This is a genomic window from Phytohabitans rumicis (assembly GCF_011764445.1).
Lineage (GTDB): Bacteria > Actinomycetota > Actinomycetes > Mycobacteriales > Micromonosporaceae > Phytohabitans > Phytohabitans rumicis.
The window spans coordinates 8,290,684-8,315,724 of sequence record NZ_BLPG01000001.1 but is presented as its reverse complement, the minus strand read 5'-3'; the positions used below and the strand labels follow the sequence as shown (position 1 = coordinate 8,315,724).

The 25,041-nt window shown below is 72.3% G+C and carries 29 protein-coding genes and 1 pseudogene; 10 read left to right on the top strand and 20 right to left on the bottom strand.

The annotated features are described in order from the left end of the window. Window position 1 precedes the first annotated feature (1 nt). Window positions 2-763: a PH domain-containing protein gene (locus Prum_RS37665; RefSeq protein ID WP_173081424.1), complete on the top strand. Its 762-nt coding sequence runs from the start codon at window positions 2-4 to the stop codon at window positions 761-763. Here Prum_RS37665 and Prum_RS37660 read toward each other — a convergent pair. From Prum_RS37660 to Prum_RS48905, 8 genes are read right to left on the bottom strand one after another with little or no spacing between them, the layout of a single operon-like run. Beyond that, the gene (locus Prum_RS37660) at window positions 726-1,274 is read right to left on the bottom strand and encodes an NAD(P)H-dependent oxidoreductase (RefSeq protein WP_173081422.1); all 549 of its coding nucleotides are present in this window, start codon (window positions 1,272-1,274) and stop codon (window positions 726-728) included. The genes Prum_RS37665 and Prum_RS37660 overlap by 38 nt on opposite strands. A 16-nt stretch (window positions 1,275-1,290) precedes the next feature. Beyond that, window positions 1,291-1,566: a hypothetical protein gene (locus Prum_RS37655; protein WP_173081420.1), complete on the bottom strand. Its 276-nt coding sequence runs from the start codon at window positions 1,564-1,566 to the stop codon at window positions 1,291-1,293. Continuing rightward, a complete protein-coding gene (locus Prum_RS37650; RefSeq protein WP_173081418.1) occupies window positions 1,563-2,120 on the bottom strand; it encodes a heparinase II/III domain-containing protein in 558 nt (185 codons plus the stop codon). The genes Prum_RS37655 and Prum_RS37650 overlap by 4 nt, the downstream gene beginning before the upstream one ends. Then, window positions 2,120-3,019 carry a hypothetical protein gene (locus Prum_RS37645; protein WP_173081416.1) on the bottom strand — a complete coding sequence of 300 codons (900 nt, stop codon included), beginning with the start codon at window positions 3,017-3,019 and terminating at the stop codon, window positions 2,120-2,122. The genes Prum_RS37650 and Prum_RS37645 overlap by 1 nt, the downstream gene beginning before the upstream one ends. Continuing rightward, complete coding sequence (locus Prum_RS37640; protein ID WP_173081414.1) at window positions 3,007-4,200, bottom strand: DNA polymerase domain-containing protein; 1,194 nt, start codon at window positions 4,198-4,200, stop codon at window positions 3,007-3,009. The genes Prum_RS37645 and Prum_RS37640 overlap by 13 nt, the downstream gene beginning before the upstream one ends. Window positions 4,201-4,219: 19 nt before the next feature. After that, window positions 4,220-4,978 (bottom strand): TapB family protein, encoded by a 759-nt coding sequence (locus tag Prum_RS37635; protein ID WP_173081412.1) that lies wholly within the window; start codon window positions 4,976-4,978, stop codon window positions 4,220-4,222. A 9-nt stretch (window positions 4,979-4,987) separates the two neighbouring features. After that, complete coding sequence (locus Prum_RS48910) at window positions 4,988-5,155, bottom strand: response regulator transcription factor (protein WP_178132679.1); 168 nt, start codon at window positions 5,153-5,155, stop codon at window positions 4,988-4,990. Beyond that, window positions 5,095-7,608 (bottom strand): AAA family ATPase, encoded by a 2,514-nt coding sequence (locus Prum_RS48905; protein WP_178132678.1) that lies wholly within the window; start codon window positions 7,606-7,608, stop codon window positions 5,095-5,097. The genes Prum_RS48910 and Prum_RS48905 overlap by 61 nt, the downstream gene beginning before the upstream one ends. Before the next feature lie 118 nt (window positions 7,609-7,726). On the opposite strand from Prum_RS48905, the gene Prum_RS37625 reads away from it, so the two are divergent. Beyond that, the gene (locus Prum_RS37625) at window positions 7,727-8,251 is read left to right on the top strand and encodes a PadR family transcriptional regulator (protein WP_173081408.1); all 525 of its coding nucleotides are present in this window, start codon (window positions 7,727-7,729) and stop codon (window positions 8,249-8,251) included. Window positions 8,252-8,375: 124 nt separating this feature from the next. Here Prum_RS37625 and Prum_RS37620 read toward each other — a convergent pair whose 3' ends face one another. Continuing rightward, a complete protein-coding gene (locus tag Prum_RS37620) occupies window positions 8,376-9,185 on the bottom strand; it encodes a hypothetical protein (RefSeq protein ID WP_173081406.1) in 810 nt (269 codons plus the stop codon). A 23-nt stretch (window positions 9,186-9,208) separates the two neighbouring features. Here Prum_RS37620 and Prum_RS37615 point away from each other — a divergent pair, with 23 nt between their 5' ends. Next, the gene (locus Prum_RS37615) at window positions 9,209-9,676 is read left to right on the top strand and encodes an OsmC family protein (RefSeq protein WP_173081404.1); all 468 of its coding nucleotides are present in this window, start codon (window positions 9,209-9,211) and stop codon (window positions 9,674-9,676) included. Window positions 9,677-9,848: 172 nt separating this feature from the next. Here the strand turns inward: Prum_RS37615 and Prum_RS37610 are convergent, their stop codons facing one another. Next, window positions 9,849-10,643, bottom strand: a complete 795-nt coding sequence (locus tag Prum_RS37610) for a pentapeptide repeat-containing protein (RefSeq protein WP_371871319.1) — start codon at window positions 10,641-10,643, stop codon at window positions 9,849-9,851. 15 nt (window positions 10,644-10,658) lie between these two features. On the opposite strand from Prum_RS37610, the gene Prum_RS37605 reads away from it, so the two are divergent. After that, window positions 10,659-11,210 carry a GNAT family N-acetyltransferase gene (locus Prum_RS37605; RefSeq protein WP_173081400.1) on the top strand — a complete coding sequence of 184 codons (552 nt, stop codon included), beginning with the start codon at window positions 10,659-10,661 and terminating at the stop codon, window positions 11,208-11,210. Here Prum_RS37605 and Prum_RS37600 read toward each other — a convergent pair. Next, a complete protein-coding gene (locus tag Prum_RS37600) occupies window positions 11,181-11,681 on the bottom strand; it encodes a MarR family winged helix-turn-helix transcriptional regulator (RefSeq protein WP_218577557.1) in 501 nt (166 codons plus the stop codon). The genes Prum_RS37605 and Prum_RS37600 overlap by 30 nt on opposite strands. 87 nt (window positions 11,682-11,768) lie before the next feature. Between Prum_RS37600 and Prum_RS37595 the strand changes: the two genes are divergently transcribed. Beyond that, window positions 11,769-12,338, top strand: coding sequence for an NADPH-dependent FMN reductase (locus Prum_RS37595; protein WP_173081398.1), 570 nt, complete (start codon window positions 11,769-11,771; stop codon window positions 12,336-12,338). Between the two features lie 30 nt (window positions 12,339-12,368). On the opposite strand, the gene Prum_RS37590 is transcribed toward Prum_RS37595, so the two are convergent. From Prum_RS37590 to Prum_RS37580, 3 genes are read right to left on the bottom strand one after another with little or no spacing between them, the layout of a single operon-like run. Then, on the bottom strand, window positions 12,369-13,244 hold the full coding sequence (locus Prum_RS37590) for a hypothetical protein (RefSeq protein WP_173081396.1): 876 nt from the start codon (window positions 13,242-13,244) through the stop codon (window positions 12,369-12,371). Then, window positions 13,237-13,734, bottom strand: coding sequence for a SigE family RNA polymerase sigma factor (locus Prum_RS37585; RefSeq protein ID WP_173081394.1), 498 nt, complete (start codon window positions 13,732-13,734; stop codon window positions 13,237-13,239). Before Prum_RS37585 ends, Prum_RS37590 begins: the two co-directional genes overlap by 8 nt. 58 nt (window positions 13,735-13,792) lie before the next feature. After that, window positions 13,793-14,689: a LysR family transcriptional regulator gene (locus Prum_RS37580; RefSeq protein ID WP_173081392.1), complete on the bottom strand. Its 897-nt coding sequence runs from the start codon at window positions 14,687-14,689 to the stop codon at window positions 13,793-13,795. Window positions 14,690-14,761: 72 nt separating this feature from the next. On the opposite strand from Prum_RS37580, the gene Prum_RS37575 reads away from it, so the two are divergent. From Prum_RS37575 to Prum_RS37565, 3 genes are read left to right on the top strand one after another with little or no spacing between them, the layout of a single operon-like run. Continuing rightward, window positions 14,762-15,661, top strand: coding sequence for a cyclase family protein (locus Prum_RS37575; RefSeq protein WP_173081390.1), 900 nt, complete (start codon window positions 14,762-14,764; stop codon window positions 15,659-15,661). A gap of 16 nt (window positions 15,662-15,677) precedes the next feature. Beyond that, complete coding sequence (locus tag Prum_RS37570) at window positions 15,678-15,977, top strand: CBU_0592 family membrane protein (protein ID WP_178132677.1); 300 nt, start codon at window positions 15,678-15,680, stop codon at window positions 15,975-15,977. Between the two features lie 33 nt (window positions 15,978-16,010). Then, window positions 16,011-17,333 (top strand): cellulose binding domain-containing protein, encoded by a 1,323-nt coding sequence (locus Prum_RS37565; RefSeq protein ID WP_173081388.1) that lies wholly within the window; start codon window positions 16,011-16,013, stop codon window positions 17,331-17,333. A 610-nt stretch (window positions 17,334-17,943) separates the two neighbouring features. Here Prum_RS37565 and Prum_RS37560 read toward each other — a convergent pair. The 5 genes and pseudogenes from Prum_RS37560 to Prum_RS37545 all read right to left on the bottom strand — a co-directional run bounded on the left by Prum_RS37560 (window position 17,944) and on the right by Prum_RS37545 (window position 22,048). After that, window positions 17,944-19,670 (bottom strand): annotated as a pseudogene (locus tag Prum_RS37560) (VWA domain-containing protein). 91 nt (window positions 19,671-19,761) lie between these two features. After that, entirely contained in the window at window positions 19,762-20,106 is a 345-nt protein-coding gene (locus Prum_RS50105; RefSeq protein ID WP_218577556.1) for a hypothetical protein, read from the bottom strand. Next, window positions 20,103-20,552, bottom strand: coding sequence for an anti-sigma factor family protein (locus tag Prum_RS50100; protein ID WP_218577555.1), 450 nt, complete (start codon window positions 20,550-20,552; stop codon window positions 20,103-20,105). The genes Prum_RS50105 and Prum_RS50100 overlap by 4 nt, the downstream gene beginning before the upstream one ends. Then, complete coding sequence (locus tag Prum_RS37550; RefSeq protein ID WP_173081386.1) at window positions 20,552-21,100, bottom strand: sigma-70 family RNA polymerase sigma factor; 549 nt, start codon at window positions 21,098-21,100, stop codon at window positions 20,552-20,554. The genes Prum_RS50100 and Prum_RS37550 overlap by 1 nt, the downstream gene beginning before the upstream one ends. A gap of 57 nt (window positions 21,101-21,157) precedes the next feature. Next, window positions 21,158-22,048 (bottom strand): DUF1996 domain-containing protein, encoded by an 891-nt coding sequence (locus tag Prum_RS37545; RefSeq protein WP_246278354.1) that lies wholly within the window; start codon window positions 22,046-22,048, stop codon window positions 21,158-21,160. A gap of 152 nt (window positions 22,049-22,200) precedes the next feature. On the opposite strand from Prum_RS37545, the gene Prum_RS37540 reads away from it, so the two are divergent. Continuing rightward, window positions 22,201-23,127, top strand: coding sequence for a hypothetical protein (locus Prum_RS37540; protein WP_173081384.1), 927 nt, complete (start codon window positions 22,201-22,203; stop codon window positions 23,125-23,127). Between the two features lie 5 nt (window positions 23,128-23,132). Here the strand turns inward: Prum_RS37540 and Prum_RS37535 are convergent, their stop codons facing one another. Then, window positions 23,133-23,618 carry a glutathione peroxidase gene (locus Prum_RS37535; RefSeq protein ID WP_173081382.1) on the bottom strand — a complete coding sequence of 162 codons (486 nt, stop codon included), beginning with the start codon at window positions 23,616-23,618 and terminating at the stop codon, window positions 23,133-23,135. A gap of 256 nt (window positions 23,619-23,874) precedes the next feature. On the opposite strand from Prum_RS37535, the gene Prum_RS37530 reads away from it, so the two are divergent. After that, window positions 23,875-25,041: an aldose epimerase family protein gene (locus Prum_RS37530; protein WP_173081380.1), complete on the top strand. Its 1,167-nt coding sequence runs from the start codon at window positions 23,875-23,877 to the stop codon at window positions 25,039-25,041.

Below are 25,041 nucleotides of genomic sequence, written 5' to 3'. Positions count from 1 at the left end.
CGTGAAGGTGCGCGCTCAGTTGCTCGTGGCGGCGACGGTGCTACTCGCGGTGGCCTGGCTCGCCGGCAGCGCGTGGCAGACCTCGCCGACGGGGACCAGCCTGGTGCTGGGCCTCCTGCTCCCGCTGGTGGTGCTCGGCGGCCTGACGACGGTGTACGTGGTGCAGCTGACGCGATCGCGGCGTCCGGCCACCCTCGAAGTCCGGGCCGGAGCGTTCGTCGCACCGCCCGCCTACCTGCGGGTCGCGGTGCACGCCTCCGTGTTCCTCGCCATCGGCGCGATGGTGGCCGGCCAGGCATTGCGGGACCTCGCGGACGTCCCGGCGATCAGCGTGCCGCTACTCGCGCTCGCGTCCCTCCAGATCCTGCTCTACGTGCCGTCGGTGCGGGCGGTGTTCGGGGACCAGCCGCGGGTCGAGCTGCGGCCGGAGGGGCTGAAGCTGTTCAACGTGCTGGGGACCCGGGCCATGCCGTGGGAGGCGATCGCGGTCGGCCCGTACCCGCGGCAGCGCCGGCAGGACGTCAACGAGATGGCCATCGGCCGGCCCGAGCTGGTGCACCGCAGCGGCCTGGAACGCTGGCTGGGGCAGCGGAAGGTGATGCTGCCGCCGCTGGTGGCGACCGACCCGATGTTTCTGGCCGCCGCGGTGAACCACTACCTCTTCCACGCCGAGCACCGCGCCGCGATCGGCACGCCGGCGGAGTACGCCCGGCTGTACGGCGTGCTCACCGGGCGGCCGGACGCACCGCCAGCGCCTGCGTGACCTCGTCACCGTGCCGGTCCGCCCACCCCGCCACGTAGGCCGTGGGGGTGGCGTGCGCCCCGAGCGCCTGCGCGCCGAACGCCGACTCGGGCACCGCGAGCGCCGGCGCCGGCACGCTGGCGCCCAGCTCGACCAGCAGGTCGCGCAGCGCCGCGCTCACCGAGGCCACGTGCGGCTCGGACGCCGCGATGGTCACGGGTACGGCGACGACGCCGGCCAGCGCCCCCGGGCCGAACTGATCCAGGAACACCTTCAGCAGCCCGGTGTAGGTGCCTTTGTAGGTGGGGGTCGCGACGACCAGCAGCCGCGCCGACCGCACCAGCGCGAACAGGTCCTCGCCGGAGGTCGAGCCGTACGCCGGCTCGGGCCCGAACGAGACACCGACGACGTCGGCCAGCTCCAGCACGCGGGTGTCCTCGATCGGCGCCAGCCGGGCCGCCAGCGCCTCGGCCAGCGCCCGGGTCCGCGAACCGGGGCGCGGATTGCCCACCAGCACAACGAGATCGGTCATGCTTAGACCCTATCTCCTATCGGGATAGTAGTCTACCGGCGGTCAGCGTGTGCGACGCCACCAGCGCCTGACCGGACAGCGTCACCCGGTACAGCGCCGGGCCCCACACCCGGGCCAGCTCGTCGTCGTCCAGCGGCACCGCCTCCACCGCGGGCGTGAGCAGCGCCGGGTCGTACCGGATCGCCAGGCCGCCGGCGTGCAGCAGGCCGGGCGCGACGACCTCGACCGGCGCGGCGGCCAGCAGCCGCAGGTCGACCCGGCCCGGATCGGCCAGCTCCCACGCGTCGGTCACGACCACCGCCGCCGGATCGCCGCGGTCCAGCCGCAGCGTCCGCCGCCACGACCGGATGCCAGCCCCCATCGGGTACGCGTCGCGCAGCTCCATGGCCAGCCCGGTGCCCTCGCAGACCACGTCCGTGGCCCGGTGGGCGGGGCCGGGGCCTGCTCGCGGCCGTTCATCTCGGGGACGTTGTGGTGGGTGCTGCGCATCGTCCAGATCTCGTACCGCCGGTCGGAGAACGTCTGCCGGGTGTACCGCCCGACCCCGGCGTCGACGAGCACCGGCCGGCCGTCCAGGGCCACGATGAACGTGCCGACGTCGTTGTGGTTGTGGTTTTCCGCGTTGTGCCCGCCCTTGGCCGCCAGGAAGAGCCCGTCGGCCCGGCCCGGCCGCTCCCGGACCACGAGGACCTCGGTGTCGGGCAGCCACTCCCGCCCCACGTACGGAAAGTCCCCTGTGGACGGTGGCGGGTCGAAGAGGGCGGCCAGTTCGCGCGCCAGCGACGTGGCGGGGTGGCGCGGCACCGCCGACCGGGGCGCACCGGCGAGCGCCGCCGCGTGCGCCATCACCTCCGGGTCGCCGACCGCCCGCCCGAAGCGGTACAGCAGCGCGGGTGCCTCGCTGCCGGGCTTGGGCCGGGCCGGGCCGTCCGCGAAGTTGACCTGCCACTCCCCGCGACGTGGGCCACCAGCGGGTAACGCGCCATCCTGCGCAGCACCGGATCGTAGCCGCGGCCCAGCAATTCCGCACATTCGAAGAGCGACGCGGCCGCCCGCCACCAGTACGCCACGCCCTCGTCGCAGCCGCCGTCCGGTGGGCACACGGCGAGGTAATTGTCCAGTCCGGTTCGGACCCGCGCGAGGGTCTGGTCCACATCGGACGGACCCAACAGCAACGCGACGGCGAGCACGTTGCTGTGGATCCACGGGTTCCAGTTGTTGAGCGGGCTACCGACGCCGGCGTACCACCACTCCTCGCGCTCGTGGTAGGGAGCCAGGATCCGGGACCGCGCCGCGCGGCGCAGCCGCTCCCGCGTACCGGGCGCCACCGCCTCGATCCGCGCGCCCAGCACCAGATCCGTGTACGCGAGCAGCCCGCCCGTCTCCGCGGCGAACAGGTCGAGCACCGGCTTGTCCGGGTCGGGCAGGGGTGCGCGCTCGTGCGCCGGGAGGCACCAGGTGCTCTCCTCGCACAGCAGCCAGATCCCGTCCACGACGTCGTCGAGCAGGTCGTCGCGGCCGGTCATCGCCGCGGCGAGCACCGCGGTGGCGAGCCGGTCCCGGCGGGCGAAGTACGGCGTCTCGTAGCCCACCCGGTCACCGTCGCGCCGGTAGCGCAGGTAGCCGGTCGCGGTGAGCTCCGGCCACGACTGCCCCAGCGCCTTGCTCGCGGCGTCCACGATGGACTGGTCGTGGACCGCGGCCCACGCCGGGTCGCCCGCGGCCGGAAAGCTCAGTGGGTCCACGGGTTGTAGTCCACTTCGAGGGGCTCCTGCTCCGGGCGTTCGTCCTCGGGCACGTGCTGGAGGTTGACCCGGATCCGGTACCAGATCGAGCTGCGGCCCCGCATGCCGTCCACCAGCACGTCGGCCGGCTCCAGACGTTCCACAGTAGACGGATGGCGGGCCTTCCAGCGGTCCAGGCCGGCGAGCGCCTCGTCCTTGGTCTTCGCGCGCGCGATCTCGATGAGCGGCATCGTGGACTGCCGGCGGCCGGTGCCCTTCGGCGGCTTCTCCGCCGGGCCGAGCCGCTTGGCAAGGTCGAGCAGCCCGAGCAGCGACCCGGACGACTCGTCCATGCCCTGCCAGGGGTCGCCGATCGCCGCGTACCGGTCGACGACCGCCGGCACGGTGAAGTCCTCCGGGCGGCACTCCGGCACCTCCGCCCAGGTCAGCGGCGTCGACACGCGGGCGTCCGGGGTCGGCCGCACCGAGTACGCCGAGGCGACCGTGCGGTCCTTGGCGTTCTGGTTGAAGTCGACGAACACGCCCTCCCGCTCCTCCTTCCACCACTTGCTGGTGGCCAGGTCCGGAGCCCGGTTCTCCACCTCGCGGGCGACCGTCTCGGCGGCCAGCCGCACGTCCCGGTACGACCAGTGCGGGTCGACGCGCGCGTAGATGTGGAAGCCGCGCGACCCGGACGTCTTGGGCCACCCGGTCAGCCCGTGGTCGGCCAGCACCTCCTGGGCCACCATGGCCACGTCGAGGATCTGTCGCCAGGGCACGCCCGGCACCGGGTCCAGGTCGATCCGCAACTCGTCCGGGCGGTCGAGGTCCTCGGCGCGTACCGGGTGCGGGTTGAGGTCGACGCAGCCCAGGTTGACCACCCAGGCCAGCGCGGCCGCGTCCCGCACGACGACCTCCTGCGCCGAGCGGCCGGACGCGTAGTGCAGCTCCGCCACCTCGGTCCAGTCCGGCCGGTTGGCGGGCACGCGCTTCTGCCAGACCGCCTCCTCCTCGATGCCCTTCACGAAGCGCTTGAGGATCATCGGCCGGCCGTACACCCCGCGCAGCGCCCCGTCGGCGACCGCCAGGTAGTACCGCACCAGATCCAGCTTCGTGTGCCCAGCGGCCGCGAACACCACCCGCTCGGGGTTGGTGATCGTCACCTCGCGGCCGGCGACCTCCAGGACCGTCGGCTTCGACATGTCCCTACCATAATCATGGCTAGGCCAGCGGGACGGTCGTCGAGGTCAGCTCGGTGGTCATGGTGAGGCCGCCGACCCCGGTCTCCTGCTTGACCAGCCCGAACCCGGGCCGGAACCAGAACCGCGCGGTGCCCTGCGTGATCCCGGCGATGGCGGTGCCGAACTTCACGTCCAGCTTGACCAGGTACGCCTCGGTGGACCCGGCCGCCACCGTCACCGGCTCGAACCCCTCGCCGGTCGCCGTGTAGGTCACCTCGGTGCGCGCGTTGATCCCGGCGCCGCTGAACGTCACGGAGGTCTTGCCGGTCGCGGACTTGCCCGCCTCCAACTCGGCGACCGGCGGGATCCGGACGTCGTCACCGGCGGCCTTGACCGTGAAGCCCGGTGCCGAGGCCGCGAACGCCGCCGCGTCGATGCTGAGCCCACCCTCAGGGCCGGTCAGGAACGCCCGCTGGACGGTGACCGCGGTGCCGGACCCGTCGTTGACCTCCTTGACCGTGACGGTCTGCCCGTCCGCGCCGGAGGCCACCTTGGTGACCGTGATGGACATCGTGCCGCTGACCGCGCCGCCGTTGGTGTACGTGAGCGCGGCGCCCTTGACGGGCGGATAGAAGTACAGCTCGGACGGGGTCGGTGACGGCGTTGGCGAGGGGGTGGGCGAGGCGGACGCCGACGGCGCCGCCGAGCCGCCCGGACTGTCGCTGTCGCAGCCCGACACGAGCAGCCCCACCATGGCCAGCGCGGTGACGGCGGCACGCCGTCGGGAATAGCCCAACACGCCGCAAGGCTACCGTGGTCGTGCGGACGGTGGCTGGCCGAGCAGGGTGCGGATCTCCGCGCGGCTGGTGACGCCCAGCTTCGCGTACGCGCGGGCGAGGTGGTTGTTGACCGTCTTCACGCCGAGCCCCAGGCGCTCGGCGATCTGCTTGCTGCTGTGCTGCGCGGCGAGCAGCACGACCTCCCGTTCCCGGGCGGTGAGCAGGTCGGCGACCTCGCCGTCCAGCAGCAGCGGCGTGCGCGCGCCGGAGCACCGGGCCCGCCACTGCGCGGCCCGCGCCGAGAGCAGCTGCGACTGGCCGCGCCGGCCGGCCCGCCGGAACGCCCGGGCCGCCACCGTCGCCGCCTCGGCCGCCAGCAGGTCGTGCCCCAGCAGCTCGAACGTCGCGGCCGCGTCGGCGAGTGCCCGCCCGTCCGAAGTGGCGAGCCCGCGGGCGGCGCCGGCCAGCGCCTCCGCGAACGGGGTGGCCAGCCGTACGGCCAGCGCGGCGAGCCGGTCCCGGTCGACCGTGCCGCCCAGCCGGCCGACCTCGTAGAGCGCGGCCGCCTCCACCGCCGGCATGTCGGCGGAGCGGGCCAGCTCGGCGGCGCCCTGGGCGTACCCGATGGCCTCGCTGGTGGCCCCTCGGACAGCACGGTCCAGGACCGCCACAGCTCGATCCACGGCTCGAAGATCCGGTTCGCGCCCGCGCCGAACGGCTCCACCTCGCCCATCCAGCGCAGCGCCTCGGCGGCCTCGCCGCGCAGCGCGGACACCCCCGCGAGGGCCGCGCCGCAGCACCGCCGGAAGCGGAAGGTGTCGTTTTCCTCGAAGCCGGCGAACGCCTCGCGCAGCATCGCGCCCGCCACGTCGAGGTGCCCCTGGGCGGCCGTGACCAGCCCACTGAAGAGCGCCCAGCCGCTGACCATCATCGGCACGCCGGCCTCGACAGCGAGCCGGTAGCCCTCGTCCGCGAACGCGCGCGCGCCGATCAGGTCGCCGGACGCCAGGTGGGCCAGGCAGGCGGCGATCTCGATCTCGTACACGCCCCACGGCATGACGTCCCGGTGCGCGGCGGCGACCGGCAGCCCGCGGTCGTGGATCGCGTCGGACTCGTCAAGGCGGCCGAGGAAGCCGGCCGCCGCCGTACCGCCCGCCGCGGCCCAGATGACCCCCTGCGGGTCGGCGCCGGGCCGGGCCAGCACCTGGCGGGCCACGTCGAGCGCCGCGCCGCACCGCCCGTCGAACACCAGGATCCAGGAGCGGGTCCCGTCGGCCAGCTCGCCGCGCGGACCGCCGGCCACGGCCATGAGCACCCGCTCCGCCGCGCCGGCCGCGCCGAGTCCCCAGTAGAGGGTCTCGGCCCGGGTCACCGCCCACAGCATCGGGTCGGTGGTCTCCGGGGGCGGCTCGTCGGACAGCAGCGCCACCGCCTCCGCGCTCTTGCCCCGGTACTCCAGGATCTCCGCGAGCAGCACGTCGGCCTCGGCGCCCGGCTCGGCGTTCCGGGCGGCCCGGGCCAGCCGCTCGGCCAGCCGCAGGTCGGACCAGCCGATGGCCTGGCGGGCGCCGACGCGTACCACGTCGGGGTGGGTGATCACGCCGCCGTCCACCTGCCACTGTGCGGCCCGCAGCGCGTCGTCGCGGCGGCGCATCGGGGTGTCCAGGAGCGCCTTGGCCAGCCGCCGGCGCACGATCCGGGCCCGGGTCAGCGGCATGCCGGCGCGCAGCACCTCGCCGTACAGCGGGTGGGCGAGCCGGGCCTCGACGCGGGCGCCGGAGCGCCCGACCGTCACCAGGCCGCTCTCCTCGGCGGCGCGGATCGAGGCGGCGTCGGCGAGCGTCTCCAGGGCGGGCAGGGCGACCGGCTCGCCCTCGGCCACCAGCTCGACCACGTGCCGGGTGCTGGCGTCCAGGCCCACCAGGTGGCGCGCCACCAGCTCGGTAACCCGCCCGCCGGGCTGGTACGCCGGGTCCAGCCGCCACACCCCGTACCGCTCGCGGAGCTTGCCGCCGGACAGTCCACCGTGGACCATCTCGCGCAGGGCGAGGGGGTTGCCCGCCGCCGCCTCGGTGAGCCGGCGCCGGCTCAGCCCGTCGATCGGGCCCTTCAGGTAGTGGCCCAGCAGGTGGTCGACCGCGGCGGCGGGGAGCCCGCCGAGCTCCAGCCGCTCGGCCCGCTCCTCCTTCCACAGCGCCGTGATCGCGTCGGCGACCGGCTCGCCCGTACGCAGGGTCAGCACCCCGAACGCGAGCCGCTCGGTGACCAGGTGCGTCACCACCGCCACGGACGAGTCGTCGAGCAGGTGGGCGTCGTCGACGCCGATCGCCACCCGGCGCCGGCCGCCCCACCTGCCCACCTGGGTGGCCACCGCGCGCAGCACGCCGAGCGGCCCGCCCACCGGCCGCCAGTCCGCCGGTACGAGCGGCGCCACCGCCCCGAACGGGATCGACGCGGCGGCCCGCGTGCCGACCACGCACTCCGCCCGGCTGCCGGCGGCGCGCAACCGGCCGAGCACCCGGCGGGCCAGCGCCGTCTTACCGACGCCCGCCGGGCCGGCGATCACGACAGCGTCCACATCGGACCCGTCGAACGCCGTCTCGATCGCCGCCAGCTCTTCGTCCCGCCCTACAAACGGCCACGCGTCCATCGATGGCACCTCCCCAGACAGAGCACTGATAGTTCGCGCCGCCGGCCGGATTGGATTGGTCGCGATCTCTACACATCGCGTATACACCTAGCGTATACGCGTAGTGTAGAGTACTCACATGTCGATCGCACAGACCTTTCTCGGGCTCCTGGAGTCGAGCCCACGCCACGGATACGACCTCAAGCGGGCGTACGACGAACGCTTCGGCCGGGCCCGTCCGCTGGCGTTCGGCCAGGTCTACGCGACCCTGTCCCGCCTGCTGAAGAACGGCCTCGTCGAGGTCGACGGCGTGGAGCCGGGCGAGGGGCCGGAGCGCAAGCGGTACGCGATCACGTCCGCCGGCGTCACCGACGTCGGCCGCTGGCTGTCCCAGCCGGAAAAGCCCGACCTGTACCTGCAGAGCACGCTCTACACCAAGGTGGTGCTGGCCCTGCTGACCGGCCGGCGGGCCGCCGACCTGCTCGACACCCAGCGCGCCGAGCACCTGCGCCTCATGCGCGAGCTGACCCGCCGCAAGACCGGCGGCGACTTCTCCGAACAGCTGATCTGCGACCACGCGCTCTTCCACCTGGAGGCCGACCTACGCTGGCTGGAGCTGACCGCGGCCCGCCTAGACGACCTGGCAACAGAGGTCCGCCCCTGACCACGCGCCGCGCCCTCCGTGCGCGGCTCTGTGCGTCGATCAAGGGCATATGGTCGTGGTTTGATCTCCAATCCACGGCCGTTTGCCCTTGATCGACGCGGAAATCCTTGATCGGCGAAGGCCGTCAGTCCGCCGCGAGCAGCGCGTCGCGCATGGCCCGCAACCGGCCCGCGAACGGCGGCCGGGCGCGATCGGCGAGGATCCGCACCGCGGCGACCGCCTCCGGCCGGCGCTCCGTCGGCAGCAGGCGGAGCGCCGCGGCGAGGACGCCCGCGACATCCCCACCCAGGTACGGCAGGTCCGGGTCGACCAGGTCCGGCCCGCGTACCCGCCGGGCGGCCGCCAGCACCGCGTCGACCGCCCACGCCCTGTCTCCGGCGCAGAGCGCGGCGACCGCCTCGGCCCAGCCGCCCGGCTCGAGCGTGCCGTCGCCGAGCAGCCCGCGCGCGATCGTGACCGTGGTCGCGGGCCGGCTCGCGCGTACCGCCGGCAGGGTCTGCTCGGCCAGCGCCGGGAACCACGACACCAGCCACGCCGCCGTCGCGGCCGTACGCGGATCAGGGTGAGCGAGCAGCGGGAGCAACGCCGGCACCTCCGCCTCCACCGCCCGGTAGGCCGCGACCGCCTCGGGATACATGGCGCCGTCGGCCTCCGGTGGACGCGGGAAGCAGTACGCGTCGTCGTCGCCGACCGCCAGGAAGCCGAGCAGCATGAGCGGCTCGACCGTGCCCGCGCGTACCGCTATCCCCGCCAGGTAGGGCACGGCCGCCGCGCTCGCGGAGAAGCGGGTGCCCTGATGACACAGCGCCGCGACGAGCTCGCCGACCGCGTCGTCATCGAGCGACCGCAGCAGATCCGGTACGTCGCCGGCGTCCCCGTAGGCGTGTTCGAGCCGCGGCCAGTCGACCCGATCGAGCTCCTCCAACCCGCGCACGCGACGACATTACGCTTGCCGGCATGGGACGGACGCACACGTACGACATCGTGGTCACCTGGACCGGCAACCGCGGCACGGGCACCAGCGGATACCGCGACTACACCCGGGACCACGATGTCGAGTCCGACGGCCTGGAGCCGATCGCGGGCAGCTCGGACCCGGCGTTCCGGGGCGACAAGACGCGCTGGAACCCGGAGCAGCTCCTGGTCGCCGCGCTGTCCCAGTGCCACATGCTGTCGTACCTGCACATGTGCGCCGTGGCGGGCGTCGTGGTGACCGGGTACGTCGACCGCGCGCACGGCGCGATGGAGCAAGCCGGCGACGGCGGCCACTTCACCGAGGTGGTGCTCCGCCCGGAGGTGACCGTGGCCTCGCCGGACATGGTGGACGCGGCCGAGCGCCTGCACACCGACGCACACCGCAACTGCTTCATCGCCAGCTCGGTCAACTTCCCGGTACGCCACGAGCCCACCACCCACCCGGCCTAACCCCCAACCGCCCAGCCCTCGCCGACCCCGCCGGGATCCTCGATCAAGGATTTCCACGCCGATCAAGGGCAAAAGGTCGCGGATCGGAGATCAAACCACGACCGTTCGCCCTTGATCGACGGCAAGAGGCGCCAAAAAGAGCGGCAAAAGAGCCGGCGCAAGAGCGGGCAAGTCAGGGCCAGTGTGGGGGGTGGGACAGGGGTGGGGGGAGGTGGGTTGCTTGGGTGCCGCGGGCGGCGGTGACCTGGGGCTGGGTCAGGAAGAGGCTGGCGGACAGGTCGGCGCCGGCCAGGTTCGCCCCGCGTAGGTCGGCGCCGATCAGGTCGGCCGCCGTCAGGTCGACGCCTCGCAGGTCGGCCCCGATCAGGTAAGCCCCGCGCAGGTTCGCGCCGCGTAGCCTCACCCGCCGCAGGTCCTTGCCGATCAGGTCGGCGCCCCGCCGTTCCGGCCCGCGCAAACCGGCCCGGGCCAGCTCGCTCGCCCGTACCAGCAAGGCGTTGACGTCTCGCCAGAGCGGGTCGGTGTCCACTGTGGCGAGTTCGTCGGGACCGCCGTGGGTGCGGCGCTCGGTCTCGTCGCGCAACCGGCCGAGGTCGGCGTGCAGCGGGCGGGCGGCGGGCAGGGCCAGCCCCTGGGTCAGGTACCAGAGCAGTTCGTGCAGCTGCCGCATCACCCGGTACGCGGCGAACATGGATTCGCCCAGCTCGGGCCGCCCACCGAAGGTGACCTGGGCGACCTTCTGGCCGGCGCCGAAGCAGTCGTACACGGTGCAGCCTGGAAATCCGCGGTCCCGCAGCCGGTCGTGGATGCCGCAGCGGAAGTCCTGCTGGAGGTTGGGGCAGGCGTGCCCGGCGGGTTTGTCGATGGCGAAGTCCGCGGACGCCGAGAAGGCCGGCACCACGCAGCACAGCCCGAAACAGCGTGCGCAGTCGGCGCGCAGGGTGTCCAGTGTCATGACCTCCGCCACGATACCGTCGGCGCCGTGACCGATTTGACTGTGCGTTTGCGTCCCGTCGTCGAGCACGACATCGAGATGTTCCGGCGGTTCAACACCGAGCCGGGCCTGATCGGGTTGGACTGGGCCGGCTACCGGGACGCGGCGGCTCCGGCCCGCCGGTTCGCGGAGGACGGCTATCTCGGCGCGGACAGCGGCCGGCTGATGGTGCATGTCGAGGAGGAGCAGGCGGCGGCCGGGTTCGTGAGCTACCTGGCGGGCAAGTACGGCGGCCTGGCCGGGTTCTGGGAGATCGGGATCGCGCTGTTGCCGGAGTGGCGCGGGCGGGGCGTCGGCTGGCGGGCCCAGGCGATGATCTGCGACTACCTCTTCGCGCACACGCCGGCCCAGCGGATCCAGGCGGGCACCCACGCGGAAAACGTCGCCGAGCAGAAGTCCCTGGTCAAGGCCGGTTTCCAGCTCGAAGGCGTGGTACGCGCGTGCGAGTTCCGGGCCGGCCGGTGGCGGGACGGCTACCTCTACAGCCGGCTGCGCGACGACCCGTCGCCTCTAGCAAACACAGGAATCGTCGCTACCTGACCCGGGACGGCCGGCCGCCCGCAGGTGGTCGAGCACCACCGCTGACATGTCGGCGAGCGCGTCGAGTTGCTCGCGCGTGAGCTTGTCGAGCAGCCATTGCCGGACATGTTCCGCCCGGATGGGCGCGGCGGCGGCGATGGCCGCCCGGCCCGCCTCGGTGATCGCGATCACCGAGCCCCGCGGCGCGCCCACGCACGCCTCCTTGGCCAGCAGGCCACGGTCGATCATGCGGGTCAGATGGTGGTGTAGCCGGCTCTTCTCGAAGTCGGTGACCGTGCTCAGCTCGAACGGCCGCATCCGCCCGCCCGGGGCGTTCACCAGGGCGGTCAGCACGGTGTAGTCGGGCTCGGACAGGCCGGTGTCGCGCTGGAGCTGGTGCCCGATGCGCCGGTAGAAGAGCACCGTCATGTCGTAGAACGCCTGCCAGGTGCGCTGTTCTCGCTCGTCGAGCCACTCCGCGGTGCCGGTCATCACACCATCCTACGAGCGGTTGACGCATCAACCCGATGCGATCTACCGTTCGAGATGACACATCAACTCAGCGCCCGGGAGACAACCATGACCAAGATCGGCATAATCATCGGCAGCACCCGGCCGGGCCGCCGCGCCGAGACCGTCGCCCGCTGGGTGTACGACATCGCGAGCCAGCGCACCGACGCCGAATTCGAGCTGGTGGACCTCCGCGACTTCAACCTGCCGCACCTCGACGAGGAGAACCCGGCCTCCCGCGGGGAGTACGCGCACGAGCACACCATCGCCTGGTCCCGCGCGGTGGACTCCTACGACGGGTACGTCTTCGTCACACCCGAGTACAACCACTCCACCTCCGGCGCCCTCAAGAACGCCATCGACTTCGTCTACAAGGAGTGGACCAACAAGGCCGCCGGCTTCGTCTCCTACGGCGGCGCGGGTGGCGCGCGGGCCGTCGAGCACCTCCGGCTGGTCATGGGCGAGTTGCAGGTCGCCGACGTCCGGGCCCAGGTGGCGCTGAGCCTGTTCACCGACTTCGAGAACTTCACCACGCTCGCCCCGTCGCCGTACCAGGTCGGCCAGCTCAGCACGATGCTCGACCAGGTCGTGGCGTGGAGCCGGGCGCTGCACGGCGTGCGCGAGCCGGTCGCGGCCTGAGCCGTTGGGCGGGGGCGAGGCCCCCGCCCACTACAACCGCCGGGCGGCCTTCGTCGCGATCTCCCGCATCCGGTCCCGATCATCCTGGTACGTCGAGAGCACCTCGACCCGGTCCCCGACCCGCACCACCGCGAGGATCTCGGGGATAACCGCCTGGTCGCCGGGGAGGACCTCGCCGGTGCTGGCGTCCACGCTCCTGGTCACGTGCCGGATCAGCACCGACTCGTCGCCGGCGAAGCGCTCACCCTCGACGCTGTAGGTGTGCACCACCCGGGCCGGTCGCGCCTCGGTGGACGCCTCCCCACCCGCGTAGCTGAACTCGGCACACGCGCCCACCATCGCGCGCACGTCGGACATCACCTGTTTCGCGACGGTCGCCGTCGGATAGCTGTTGAGCTCGGCGTGCACGGCGGGCACTGCGGCGTCATCCCCGCCGGGAGCCACGATGTTGATCCGCATCCAGGTGTACGAGCGGAAGGCCGTGATCCGCAGACCGGCGTACGCGTCGCACTCGTCCGCGTTGAACGACCAGGTCGGGTACTCCCCCGGCGCGAACGCGTTCTCGTTCTCCAGTGTGTAGCCGGCGCCGACGTCCGCGGGCTGCACCAGGTCTTCCGGGCCGAACCAGCCCGCCGGCATGGTGTACGACGCGGCGACGGACGGGGACGCGGACGGACTCGCCGACGGGCCGCTCCCGCCGACCGGGTCGTCGGCTAGGCCGCCGTCCCGGCCGGGCCCGACCAGCAGCCAGACCGACGCCACGACCAGCAGTACGGCGGCCGGCGCCGCCACGGCCTTGCGGATGGTGCGCCGCCGGGCGCGGGCGCGGATCTGGTCCGGCGCCGGCCAGTCCACCTCGGCGAGGTCCTGGGCCAGCAGCTGGGGGAGGTTTCCCGGGTCACGCATCGGCGGCCTCCTCCAGGTCGACGGTGAGCAGGCCGGCGAGCGCGCCCCGGCCGCGGGACAGGCGGGCCTTGACCGTGCCCACCGGCACCCCGGTCTCCCGGGCGACGTCCGCCACGGGCAGGCCGACCAGGTAGTACAGGGCGAGCGCGACGCGCTGCTCCTCGGGCAGGCGGCGCATCGCCGCGACGATCTCCACGGTGTCGGTGCTCGGCTCGGGCACCGCTCCGGCGGCGCCGTGCCGCACGTACGCCCGGGCCCGGCTGCGCAGGCTCCGCCAGCGGCTGACCGCGATGCGCGAGGCGACCACCCGTACCCAGGACTCCGGGTCGTCGTAGCGACCCACCGTCGACCAGCGCTGCCAGGCCCGCACGAACGCCTCCTGCACCGCGTCCTGCGCCTCGGCGAGGTCACCGGTCAGGACGTACACGAAACCGAGCAGCCGTTGCCGGCTGCCGCGATAGAACTCGTCGAACCCGTCGACGTCACTCACCGGCGCCTCCGCGAGAGGGAACGCAGTACATACGCGCCGACCCACCCGTCCGGTTGCGTCAACCGGCGGCCATTATCGCGTCGGCGACCAACTGCGCCGCCGGGCTCGGCTCGTGCCGCCCCCGGCGGTGGACCAGGTCGAGCCGCCGGGCACCCACCGCCGCCCCCGCGACCACCCGTACCCCGGGCAGGTCCGTGGGCAGCGCCAGCGCCGGCACCACCGCCGCCGCCAGGCCCGCGGACACCACCGCCAACGCCGCCGGAAACTCCAGGCACTCGTGCGGCCGGTCCAGGACCGCGTCGTGCTGCGCGGCCAGCCGGTCCAGCACGCGGTGGGTGGCCGAGCCGGGCGGCCCGTCCACCCACGGGCGGGCGAGCAGCGCGGCCACCCCCGCCACCGGCCCCCACCGCGCCGGGACGACGATCCGGTACGGGTCGTCCAGCAGCCGGGTCGCCCGCAGTCCCGGCAGTTCGGGCTCGGGATCGGCCGCGTCGGCCTCGGTGACCAGCAGGTCCAGTTCGCCGGAACGCAGCGCCGACCGGCCCGGTTTCGGCTCGACAAGCCGGATGTGGACGCGTACCCCCGGAGCGGCCTCGGCCACGGCGGCGGCCGCCGGCGCCAGGATGTGCCGCACCGCCGTGGGGAAGCCGCCCACGTTGACCGGACCGGTGACCTGGCCGGTGAGCGCGGCCAGGTCACGCTCGGCGGCGGCCAGCACCTCGGCGAGGCGGCCGGCGTGGCCGGCCAGCAGCCGCCCGGCGGCGGTGAGCCCGGCGGCCCGCCGGCCGCCCAGCCGGGACCGGTCCAGCAGCGTCACGCCGGTCTCCGCCTCCAGCCGGGCGATGTGTTGCGAGACCGCCGACGGGGTCAGGTGCAGCACCGACGCGGCCGCGAGCACGCCGCCGGCGTCGGCCACCGCGCGCAGGACGGCCAGCCGCCGCGGGTCGATCGGCATGCAGAAACACTACATGCACTATGAAGAGATATGCGCTACCACTGAACGCCGAGCGTGCGCGACGATCGACTCGTGAGCACCGAATACCGGGCGTCCTTCGACGCCGACATCACCTTCAGCAACGGCGGCGGGCTACAGGCACAGGGGTTCCGGCTGGACGTACCCGATGCGGATGTCACCGAGGCCGCGCTGGCCGACCTGCTGGTGCGCCACCTGGGCCTGTTGATGGTGGACGAGGTGCGGCTGCGCGGCGTGCGGGTGTTCGCCGAGCCGCACAAGGGCTCGCGCGGCGGGCCCGCGCCGGCGCCCGGGCCGCGGCGGCTGGTCGAGCTCAGCCACGTGATCACGGCCGGCATGACCACGTACCCCGGCCTGCCCGGCCCGGAGATCACGCCGCACCTGACCTTCGCCGACTCGCGCGCCCGCTACGCGCCGGGCACCGAATTCACGATCGGCCGCATCAGCATGGTCGGCAACACCGGCACCTACCTCGACAGCCCCTATCACCGGTACGCCGGCGGCACCGACCTCGCCGGCCTCCCGCTGGACGCGATCGCCGACCTGCCCGCGGTGGTGGTCCGGCTGGCCGGCGGCACCGAGCGCGGGATCGGCCCGAAGGCGCTGGCGCCGTACGATGTGGCCGGCGCCGCCGTCCTCCTGCACACCGGCTGGGACCGGCACTGGGGCACGCCCGAGTACGGGGTGGACGCCCCGTTCCTGACCGAGGAAGGGGCGAACGCACTGGTCGACGCGGGTGCGCGGCTGGTCGGGATCGACGCCGTCAACATCGACAGCACCGACGGTGGCGAACGGCCCGCCCACTCCATCCTGCTCGCCGCCGGCGTACCCGTCCTGGAGCACCTCACCGGCCTGGACCAGGTGCCGGTGACCGGTGCCCGCCTGCACGCCGCTCCCCCGCGGGTGCGCGACTTCGGCACCTTCCCGGTCCGGGCGTACGCGGTGCTTCCTTGACCCTCTTGGTGCTTCCGTGACCCTCTTCGTGGAGGCCGTCGGCTGGGCCGGGGCCGGCTGCCTGCTGCTGGCGTATGCCTTGCTGTCCGCGGGGCGGCTGACCACCGGGCCCGCGTACCAGCTACTCAACCTCGCCGGCTCGGTCGGGCTGGCGGTCAACGCGATCGTCCACAGTGCCTGGCCCTCGTCCAGCCTCAACCTGGTGTGGCTGGCGATCGGCCTCGCCGCGCTCGCGCGGCGGCGGGTTGACACATCGACAGCGGAGCGGAACGATATTGATGGGAGTCGGTCCCCTTCTCGCTTCACGCTGCGCTAGTTCTTCCTGCGCTTGTTCTCCCTAAGGACCGACATGAAAAGACGCGTGCTTGCCGCGCTGAGCGCCGCTGCCCTGCTGGCGCTGTCCCTCGTCCTCGTCAACCGCCCCGCCGGTGCGCTCACCGTCCCGGAGCCCACCACCTCCCCGGCGATTGGCAACTCCACCTACTTCGACGGGCTCGGCTCGCCGTACGGCGGGTGCGGGCTGCCCCAGGCCGAGTTGGAGACGCAGGACTTCGTCGCCCTCAACGTGTACGACACACCGCGCGACTACAACTTCTATCCGCGCCCGGTGACCGACACCACCAAGATCGGCATCTGGAACAACGGGCTCAACTGTGGACGGTGGGTCCAGGTCAAGATCAGCGACTTCTGCACCGGCGTCAACGACGGCGCACCCAACCAGGCGTTCTGCCGCAACGGGTCCTGGGTCGCCGACGCGTACAACGACGCGGTCCTGAACATGCTGGTCGCGGACAGCTGCGGCGACGCGAACGCGTGGTGCCGCGACGACCCGTACCACCTGGACCTGTCCAAGGCGTCGCTGAACCGCTTCGTGAAGAACGGCGCCCCGGTCGGCGACCTGCTGCCCAACCACTACAACAACCGCCACGTCAGCTGGTCGTTCGTGCCCGCGCCGAACTACACCGGCGACATCCAGATCGGCTTCCTGCAGGGCGCCCAGCGGTGGTGGCCGGCCATCTCCGTGTCCCGCCTCGCGAACGGCATCCACGGCGTCGAGTACTTCGCCAACGGCGCCTGGCAGCGGGCCCAGATGAACGGCGACATGGGCCAGTCGTACGTCATCGGCGGCACCGCCTCGGGCGGCACGCAGTTCCAGATCCGGGTGCGGGACATCACCGACACGCTGATCAACGGTGGACGCGTGTACAACTTCACGCTGCCGGACTCGTGCTCATCCCAGTGCAGCGCGGCGTACACGCGGGTCAGCTACACCACCAGCGGCTCGACGCCCACGTCCCCGCCGCCGTCCTCGCCCCCGCCTTCGTCCCCGCCGCCGTCGACGCCCCCGCCCTCCTCCTCGCCGCCGCCTGCCGGTGGTTGCGCGGCGACGTACACGATCACCAGCGCGTGGAACGGCGGCTACCAGGCCGACGTCACGGTGCGCAACAACGGCACCGCGCCGACGACAGGCTGGACGGTGACGCTGACGCTGCCCGGCACCGCCCGGATGGCCCAGGCATGGAGCGCGGTCGCGACCCAGACCGGCCAGCAGGTCACCGCCACCAACCAGACCTGGAACGGGACAATATCGGCCGGCGGCACCACGTCGTTCGGCATGATCGTGAACGGCCCGAACCAGCCGGCGACCAACGTCTCCTGCACCTCGCGATAGCCCTCGCCCGCCACGGGCCCGTCCAAGGACTTTCGCGTCGATCAAGGGCAAACGGCTGCGGTTTGATCTCCAATCCGCGGCCGTTTGCCCTTGATCGACGGGGTTTCCCTTGATCGGCGAGGCGCCGGGCGCGTCGGGCTCGGGCTCACGATGGTTCGGGCTCGTCGGGCGTCAGGTGGACGCGCGCTACGCCCCAGTAGGGCTGCCCTGTTGGGGGCCTACGCGTGAGTAGGGCACCCCTGTTCACGCCGGAGCGGGTACAGGGGCGCCCCACTCACGCCACAACACCCAAGCGAGGCCCCCTTCGGACGGGCCGCTTGTCGGCGCGACCTGCCCCCGCATCAACGCGAAAGGTCTGGGTCGCTGGAGCGACTCGAATCCTTCACGTAAGTCCCGCAGTCGGGGTCCAGCCCGACCGTCCGCCCCCAGCACCTCACCGATCAAGGACTTTCGCGTCGATCAAGGGCAAAGGGTCGCGGTTTGGAGATCAAAGCACGGCCGTATGCCCTTGATCGACGGCGAGGGCCTTGATCGACGAAGGGCGGCGGGAGCGCGCAAGCGCCGCGAGCGGGGCGGCGCCCGCCCAACGAAGCGGGGCGGGCGCCGAGGGTTACTTGGTGGGGCGGAGGGAGATGCCCTTCAGGAACGCCTCGCCGATCTTGGCTGGGTCCTCGGCGACCAGGACGCCGCCACCCGTGGTCTTGGTGATCTGGTCGAGCGCGCTCCGGTTGACCGCGTCGCCCAGCCCCAAGATGATCACCTGGATGGGCCGCTTCTCGTCCTTCAGGTCTTCCAGCTTGTTGAGCAGCGCCGGCAGTGACAGGCCACCTTCGGGGTCGTCGTTGCCGATGCCGTCGGTGAGGATCAGGACCGAGTTGACCCGGCCGGGCTGCCAGCCGTCCTGCACCGTCTCGTACGCCGCGGCGAGCGTGTCGTACAGGCCGGTGTCGCCGTTCTCCTTCGGCTGGATTTGCCCGATCTTGGCGATCAGATCCTGGCGGTTGCTGGACAGCGGCCCGATCGCCGCGAGCTCACGCCAGTCCTTGCCGCCGCCGAGGTTGGTGGAGAAGACCCACACACCCACCGCCCAGTCGTCGCCGAAGAGCGCCAGCCCGCGCCGAGCCGCCTCCTTGGTGACCTCCATGCGGCTGGCCCCGCCCGCGGTGGGCACCTCCCCGCGCATCGTGCCGGAGATGTCGAACACGGCGAGCATCCGCGCCGGTGCGGTCACCGTGGCCCAGGTCGTCAGGGCCTTGTCCACCGCGGCCGGGTCGGGGGCCGCCGCCCCGCGCCCTTCGCGCCGGACGACGCGGCCGTCGCCGGCCCACCCGTGGGTGCGGCGAAGCCCGTCCCGCCGGTGCCGTCGGGGGCACGCAGGCCCAGGGCGCCGAGGCGGTCCCGGAAGCCGGCCCCGTTCAGCGCCTGGTGCAGCGCCTCGGCCGCCGCGGTCCGGTCCGGGTCGGTGCCGGGCATCACCGCGTACGGGTAGTCCAGCGGCACCGGCGCCGGGTCGATGTAGATCGCGGCCAGCGGTACCGGCGGCTTCTTGGCGTTGTAGCGGATGACGTCTTCCTCGGACAGCGCGGCGACGCTCAGCCCGGAGGCGATCGACGCCGCGTCGGCCGCCTGCGGGAACTTGGCGGTCAGGTCGTCGCGTACCGCCGAGCGGCCGACGGCCAGCGCGCGGAGCGCGGCGGTCTGCGCCTGCTGGGCGTTGGCCCCGGCCGCGCTGGCGGCGGCGCCGAGCGACAGCAGCCCGGACATGCCGGCCGCGTCGCGGGTCGGCTCGACGATGCCGGCGCGCAGGTCGGTGCCCGTGGTGATCTGCTGCAGCATGTCGGCCCAGCCGGGCTTCTTCTCCGGCCAGCCGAAGTTCTTCGCGATCGGCTCCGGCATGGCCACCACGACCGGGCTGAGCGCGATCGACCCGCCGTCGGTGGGCGTGAACCCGGGCGCCGCCGCACCCAGCCGTTGCAGCCAGATCGAGGAGTCCGAGATCCACACGTCCGGGATCGCGGTGCTGCCGCTCGCGCCGCCCACGCCGACGAGGGCCACGCCGTGCTTCGCGGCGAGGGCGGCGGCGAGGTCGACCGGATTGGTCTCGCCGACGTCGACCTGCACGCAGACGCCACCCACGGCCGCGCCGTCCGCGACCCACTGGTCAGCGGTGGCTCGGACGTCGGCGGCGACCTCGGGAGCCGCGGCGACAGACAGCTTGACCTGTCCGGAGCACTTGTCCCCGGCTAGCTCCCGATACCCGAACCACGCTCCGCCCACGACGACGATGAGTGCCACCGCCGCAGCGAGGGCACCCGTCGCAGGGAAGCGTTCACGCATGCGATGACGGCCAGACACAGTTCCCCATCCTGCTTAGCCAAACGGCTAGATGCCACGTACGTTCGGCGGAACGTTACAGAGAGAAAAGTATTCAATAAGAATCTCTCACGTTCCGTGATCGACCCCGCGCACGCTGCGACAACTTGCCACAGACATCCACATTCGTGAGTGCGGGGTTACAGGGGAGGGTGACGAAGGTGCGACCCTCCGTGTTTTGGACCTCTACGGCTACCACGTCGGCGGGGTCCACCGCGGCGCTGCCGTCCAGGGTGGTGCCGTCCGTCTCGCCCTTCTCGGAGACGATCCAGCCGGCGGCGATCTCGCGGGTGCCGTCCCGGCTGACCACGAGGAGCCGGCAGTTCTCCCCGGCGGGGATGCCGTTGACCGCGGCGTTCACCCGGACCCAGCCGGCCGCCGGCACCACCTTGGCGGTCATCCGCACGTTGGTGCTGGCGTCGAGCGTGGTGCCCACCCGGGTGCCGGGCACGGGGCCGACGCGGTCACGGTGGGCGCCGGCGTGGGCAGGGCCTCCGTCCCCGGTGCGGTGCCGCGGCCGACCGCCACCCCGGCGCCGAGTGCCCCGGCCAGCAGGACCGCCGCGGCGGCGACCGCGGGCACCCAGCGCCGGCCAGCGCCGGCGGCGGCTTCCACCCGTACCTGGCGCAGCGTCCGCTGGAGCACCAGGTCGGCGTCCGGCGGCCCGTGCAGCAGCGCCTCGGGCGGGATGTCATCGAGCACGTCTTTCACCGCCTCCAGCGCCGCCAGGTCGGCGCGGCAGGTCGCGCAGCCGGCCAGGTGGGCGTCGATATCGCGCCGCTCGCCGGGGTCCAGGGTGCCCAGCACGTACGCGCCGAGCTGCGTGTCGTGCGACTCGGCACTCATCAGGCCACCCCTTTCAGGACGGTGGACCGCCCGACCAGCAGTTCTCGCAGGTTCTTCAGAGCGTTGTGGGACCGCGACTTGACCGTCCCCGCCGGGATGCCGAGGTGCTCCGCCGTCTCCGCCACGCTGCGCCCCTGGAAGTAGATCTCCACCAGGACGCTGCGGTGCTCCTCCGACAGGTGCTCCAGGGCTTCCAGCGCGACCATCGAGTCGACCACCCGGTCCGCGTGGTCCCGCTCCACCGGTACGGTGGCCGGCGACTCCGCGACCTCGGCCGGCCGTACCGCCTTCGCGCGCATCTTGTCCGTCATCACGTTGCGGGCCACCGTGAAGAGCCAGCCCCGGATCGAGCCGGCCGACTCGGTGAGCGTCTCGGCGTGCCGCCAGGCCCGGATGAGGGTCTCCTGCAGCACGTCCTCCGCCAGCGCCCGATCACCGGTGATCCGGGTGACGTACGCGAGGAGCGCCTTGCCGTGCTCCTCGTACAGCGACCGGACCAGCGCCTCGTCGCTGGATGTCCGACGTGGTTGCGGCCGTAGCCTCGCCATCCGCCCACCCTTTCATCCAGAGAGTCACCCGAACTACGGCCAACCGCCGTGATCGGTTCACCCGCACGCGACTCCGGTGTTGAGGCACCGGACGATCTTGGCCATCAGCGGTACGGGCATCAGGTTCACGAAGAAGGCGTGGTCGGTCCGCGGGCTGTTGCCCTGGTTGGGAAACGCGTCGATGGCGAACCGATCACCGTCCGGCCGGGCGTACTCCAGGGTTACCCGCAGCCGGGGCACCGCGAACGTGCCGGCCGGGCAGGCGCCGCCGACCACCGGGAAGACGAGGTGGGCGCGGTGGTTCGGGCTGTCCGTACGCCGGCCGTCCCAGCAGCTCGGGAAGTCGAAGACGCGCACGACCCGGTCGCCGCGGTCGCAGCGCGGGTAGCGCTCACCCCGCCGGTCCGGCGCACCCGTGCAGGTCCACGTCGGACGGGCCAGTCCACTGTCCTGGGTGGCCGCGTTGGCGTCGCCCATGGTGCCCCGCAACAGCGGGGGCATCGCCACCACCGGGCCGGCCGGGTTGCCGTACACGGTCAAGGTGATGGCGGTCGCGACCTGGATGGTGCCGTGCGTGGCCTGCCCGGCGCGGGCGCCGGTGCGCAGTACCGGCCAGTAGTACGTCGACCGGTCGCCGTTGGCGCAGGTGGTGCCGGCCGCGGCGAGGCTCTCGTCGGTGGAGTCGACGCCGGTGGAGACGTTGCCGATGTAGTCGTGGACGTGGTGCGGCGGGCCGGTGATGCCGGGGGCGACCACGACGTTCGCGGTGTTGCGGTGGCCTTCCTCGTTGCGCCCGCACGACCAGGTGTACGCGCCGACCCCCGGCTCGGCGGCGGCACGCGGCATGTCGGCGACGTCGACGTAGCGCGGATCCGGGTCGGCGGCGCTCCACTGTGGAACGAAGATCACGACGATCACGGCCACGAGCAGCAACTCGATGGCGAGCACGAAAACGAGGGAAATTCGCGTGAACCGGTCGGCGCCGCTGGTCGTATTGGGGCCATCCAAGCTTCACCACCACCCCGGCGCTCCTGACGACTATGCCAGCAGCGAACGGGCCTCCGCAATGCCGTACCCGCTGATGCTGAGGAGTCAGTCCAATGAGCACCACGCGATTTTTTGCTGCCCTGGGCGGCGTGATCGCCGCCGCCGGCCTCTCGGCGTGCGCGACCCTGGGGCCGGCGGAGCCCGCCGCCGCCCCGGCCGAGGCACCGGCGCAGGCCGCCGGCGAGGGCGCGATCGGCGCCGCGCCGCCAGCGGCCGGCAAGCCGCAGATCCTGCAAGTCGCCCAGCTCAGGGGCTTCTCCCCGGTCGTCGTTAACGGCAAGGGCCGCACGATCTACCGCTTCGACAAGGACGACAACAAGCCGCCGGCGACGACGTGCGTGGACGCCTGCCTCAAGACCTGGGAGCCGGTGCTCGCCCCGAACGGCGTGGAGATCCGGACCGGCGTCGAGGAGGACTCGGTCGGCACCGTGACCCGCCCCGACGGCGCCGAGCAGCTGACCCTCAACGGCTGGCCGCTGTACTACTTCCACAAGGACCTGTCGCTGGGCCAGACCGCCGGGCACGGCGTGGGCGACGCCTGGTTCGCGATCTCACCGAGGGGTGGCAAGGCGGCGAAAAGCGCCGCCCAGCCGCCGTCCGCCGGGAAGGCGCAGGTGCTGCGGGTCGTGCAGCTCGACGGGTTCTCCCCCGCCGTCGTCGTGAACGGCAAGGGCCGCACGATCTACCGCTTCGAGAATGACGACAACGCCCCGTCGAAGACCACCTGCGTCGGCGCCTGCCTCAACAAGTGGGAGCCCGTCCTCGCCCCGAACGGCGTGCGGGTCGAGGCCGGGATCGACAAGGACCTGGTCGGCACGGTCACCCGGCCCGACGGCACCAAGCAGCTCACCCTGAAGGGCTGGCCGCTGTACTACTTCCACAAGGACCTGAAGCTGGGCCAGACGGCCGGTCACGGGGTGGGCGACGTCTGGTTCGCGATCACCCCCGGCGGCGGCAAGGCGGAGAAGTACTCGTACTGAGTCCGCTACGGCAGGGCCCGCTCCACCGCCTCGACGAGCACCGGCTCGTCGGGCGCGGTGGCCGGCCGGAACCGGCCGACGATCTCGCCCTGCGGCGACACGAGGAACTTCTCGAAGTTCCACCGCACGTCGCCGGCGTCCCCGTCGGCGTCCTGCGCCTCGGTCAGCAGGGTGTAGAGCGGGTGCCGGCCGGCGCCGTTCACGTCCGCCTTCTCCAGCAGCGGGAACGTCACGCCGTACGTCGTCGAGCAGAACTCGGCGATCTCCTCGGCGGTGCCCGGCTCCTGCCCGGCGAACTGGTTGCACGGCACGCCGAGCACGCTGAACCCGCGATCCGCGTACTTCTCGTGCAGCTCTTCCAGCGCGGCGTACTGCGGGGTGAGCCCGCACTTCGAGGCCACGTTCACGATGAGCAACGCCTTTCCGCGGTACGCGTCGAGGGATGCCTCCTGCCCGCCGAGGGTGCGGACCGGGATGTCATAGATCGTCATGGCGCCATCATCCCCGCGAAGGCCGCCACCGGGCTCGTGTCGGTGGTCACACGACCCCTCCACCACCCCGCAAAAGTCCGATGAATACGTATGCCCCTTGGAAATTTCGTTACTCGGACGTGGCGCTCGCGTTTCGCGACTGTGACGTGGGGGCCTTAGTGTCCTCGGCACCCGCACCACGAGCCGCCGGCAGCTCTCAGCAAATGCGTCATCTTCCAGCTCAATAGCGCACGAAATACGCACGCGGAGGGGATTCATGAACGCCGTGCGATTGATCGGACGGGTCGGGGCAGTAGCGATCTGTGTTCTCGCGGCCGGCCTAGTTAACGCTAACAGCAGCAGCGCCTACGCGAGCCCCAGCATCACCAAGGAAGCCTGGGGCAGCACCCCCGAAGGCCAGGTGCACCGCTACACACTCTCGAACGGGCGGATGCGGGTGCGCATCCTCACCTACGGCGGCATCCTGCAGAGCATCGAGGTACCGGATCGCAAGGGCCGCAAGGCCAACGTCACCCTCGGCTTCGACAACCTGCCCGACTACGTGGCCAAGAGCCCGTACTTCGGCTGCATCACCGGCCGCTACGCCAACCGCATCGCCAACGGGCAGTTCACGCTGGACGGACAGGCGTACCAGCTGCCGATCAACAACGCGCCGAACAGCCTGCACGGCGGCACGGTCGGCTTCGACAAGCACATTTGGGCGACCACGCCGTTCAAGCGCAACGGCGAAGTGGGGCTGGTCATGACGTTCACCAGCCCGGACGGCGACCAGGGGTACCCGGGCACGCTGCGCAGCCGGGTCACCTACACGCTGACCAAGACCAACGGCATCCGGATGGACTACAAGGCCACCACCGACAAGCCGACCGTGGTGAACCTGACCAACCACGCCTACTTCAACCTCGCCGGTGAGGGCGCGGGCACGATCGACAACCACCTGCTGTACCTGAAGGCCAAGCGCTACACCCCCGTCGACCCGACACTCATCCCGACCGGCACGCTCGACCCGGTGGCCGGTACGCCCATGGACTTCACCAAGCCCACGGCGATCGGGGCCCGCAACCGGGACGGCGGCTTCGAGCAGTTGGTGATCGGCCGCGGGTACGACCACAACTGGGTGCTGGACCGCCGCGACAACACGTTCACCAAGCTCGAACTCGCGGCGCGCGTGGTCGAGAAGAGCAGCGGCCGGGTGCTGACCATCTACACCACCGAGCCGGGCATCCAGTTCTACGCCGGCAACTTCCTGGACGGCACGCTGATCGGCACGAGCGGCCGGATGTACCGGCAGGGCGACGGGTTCGCGCTGGAGACCCAGCACTACCCCGACTCGCCGAACCACCCGAACTTCCCCACCACCGTGTTGCGGCCTGGGCAGACCTACCAGACCACCACGATCTATCAGTTCAGCACCGGACGGTGA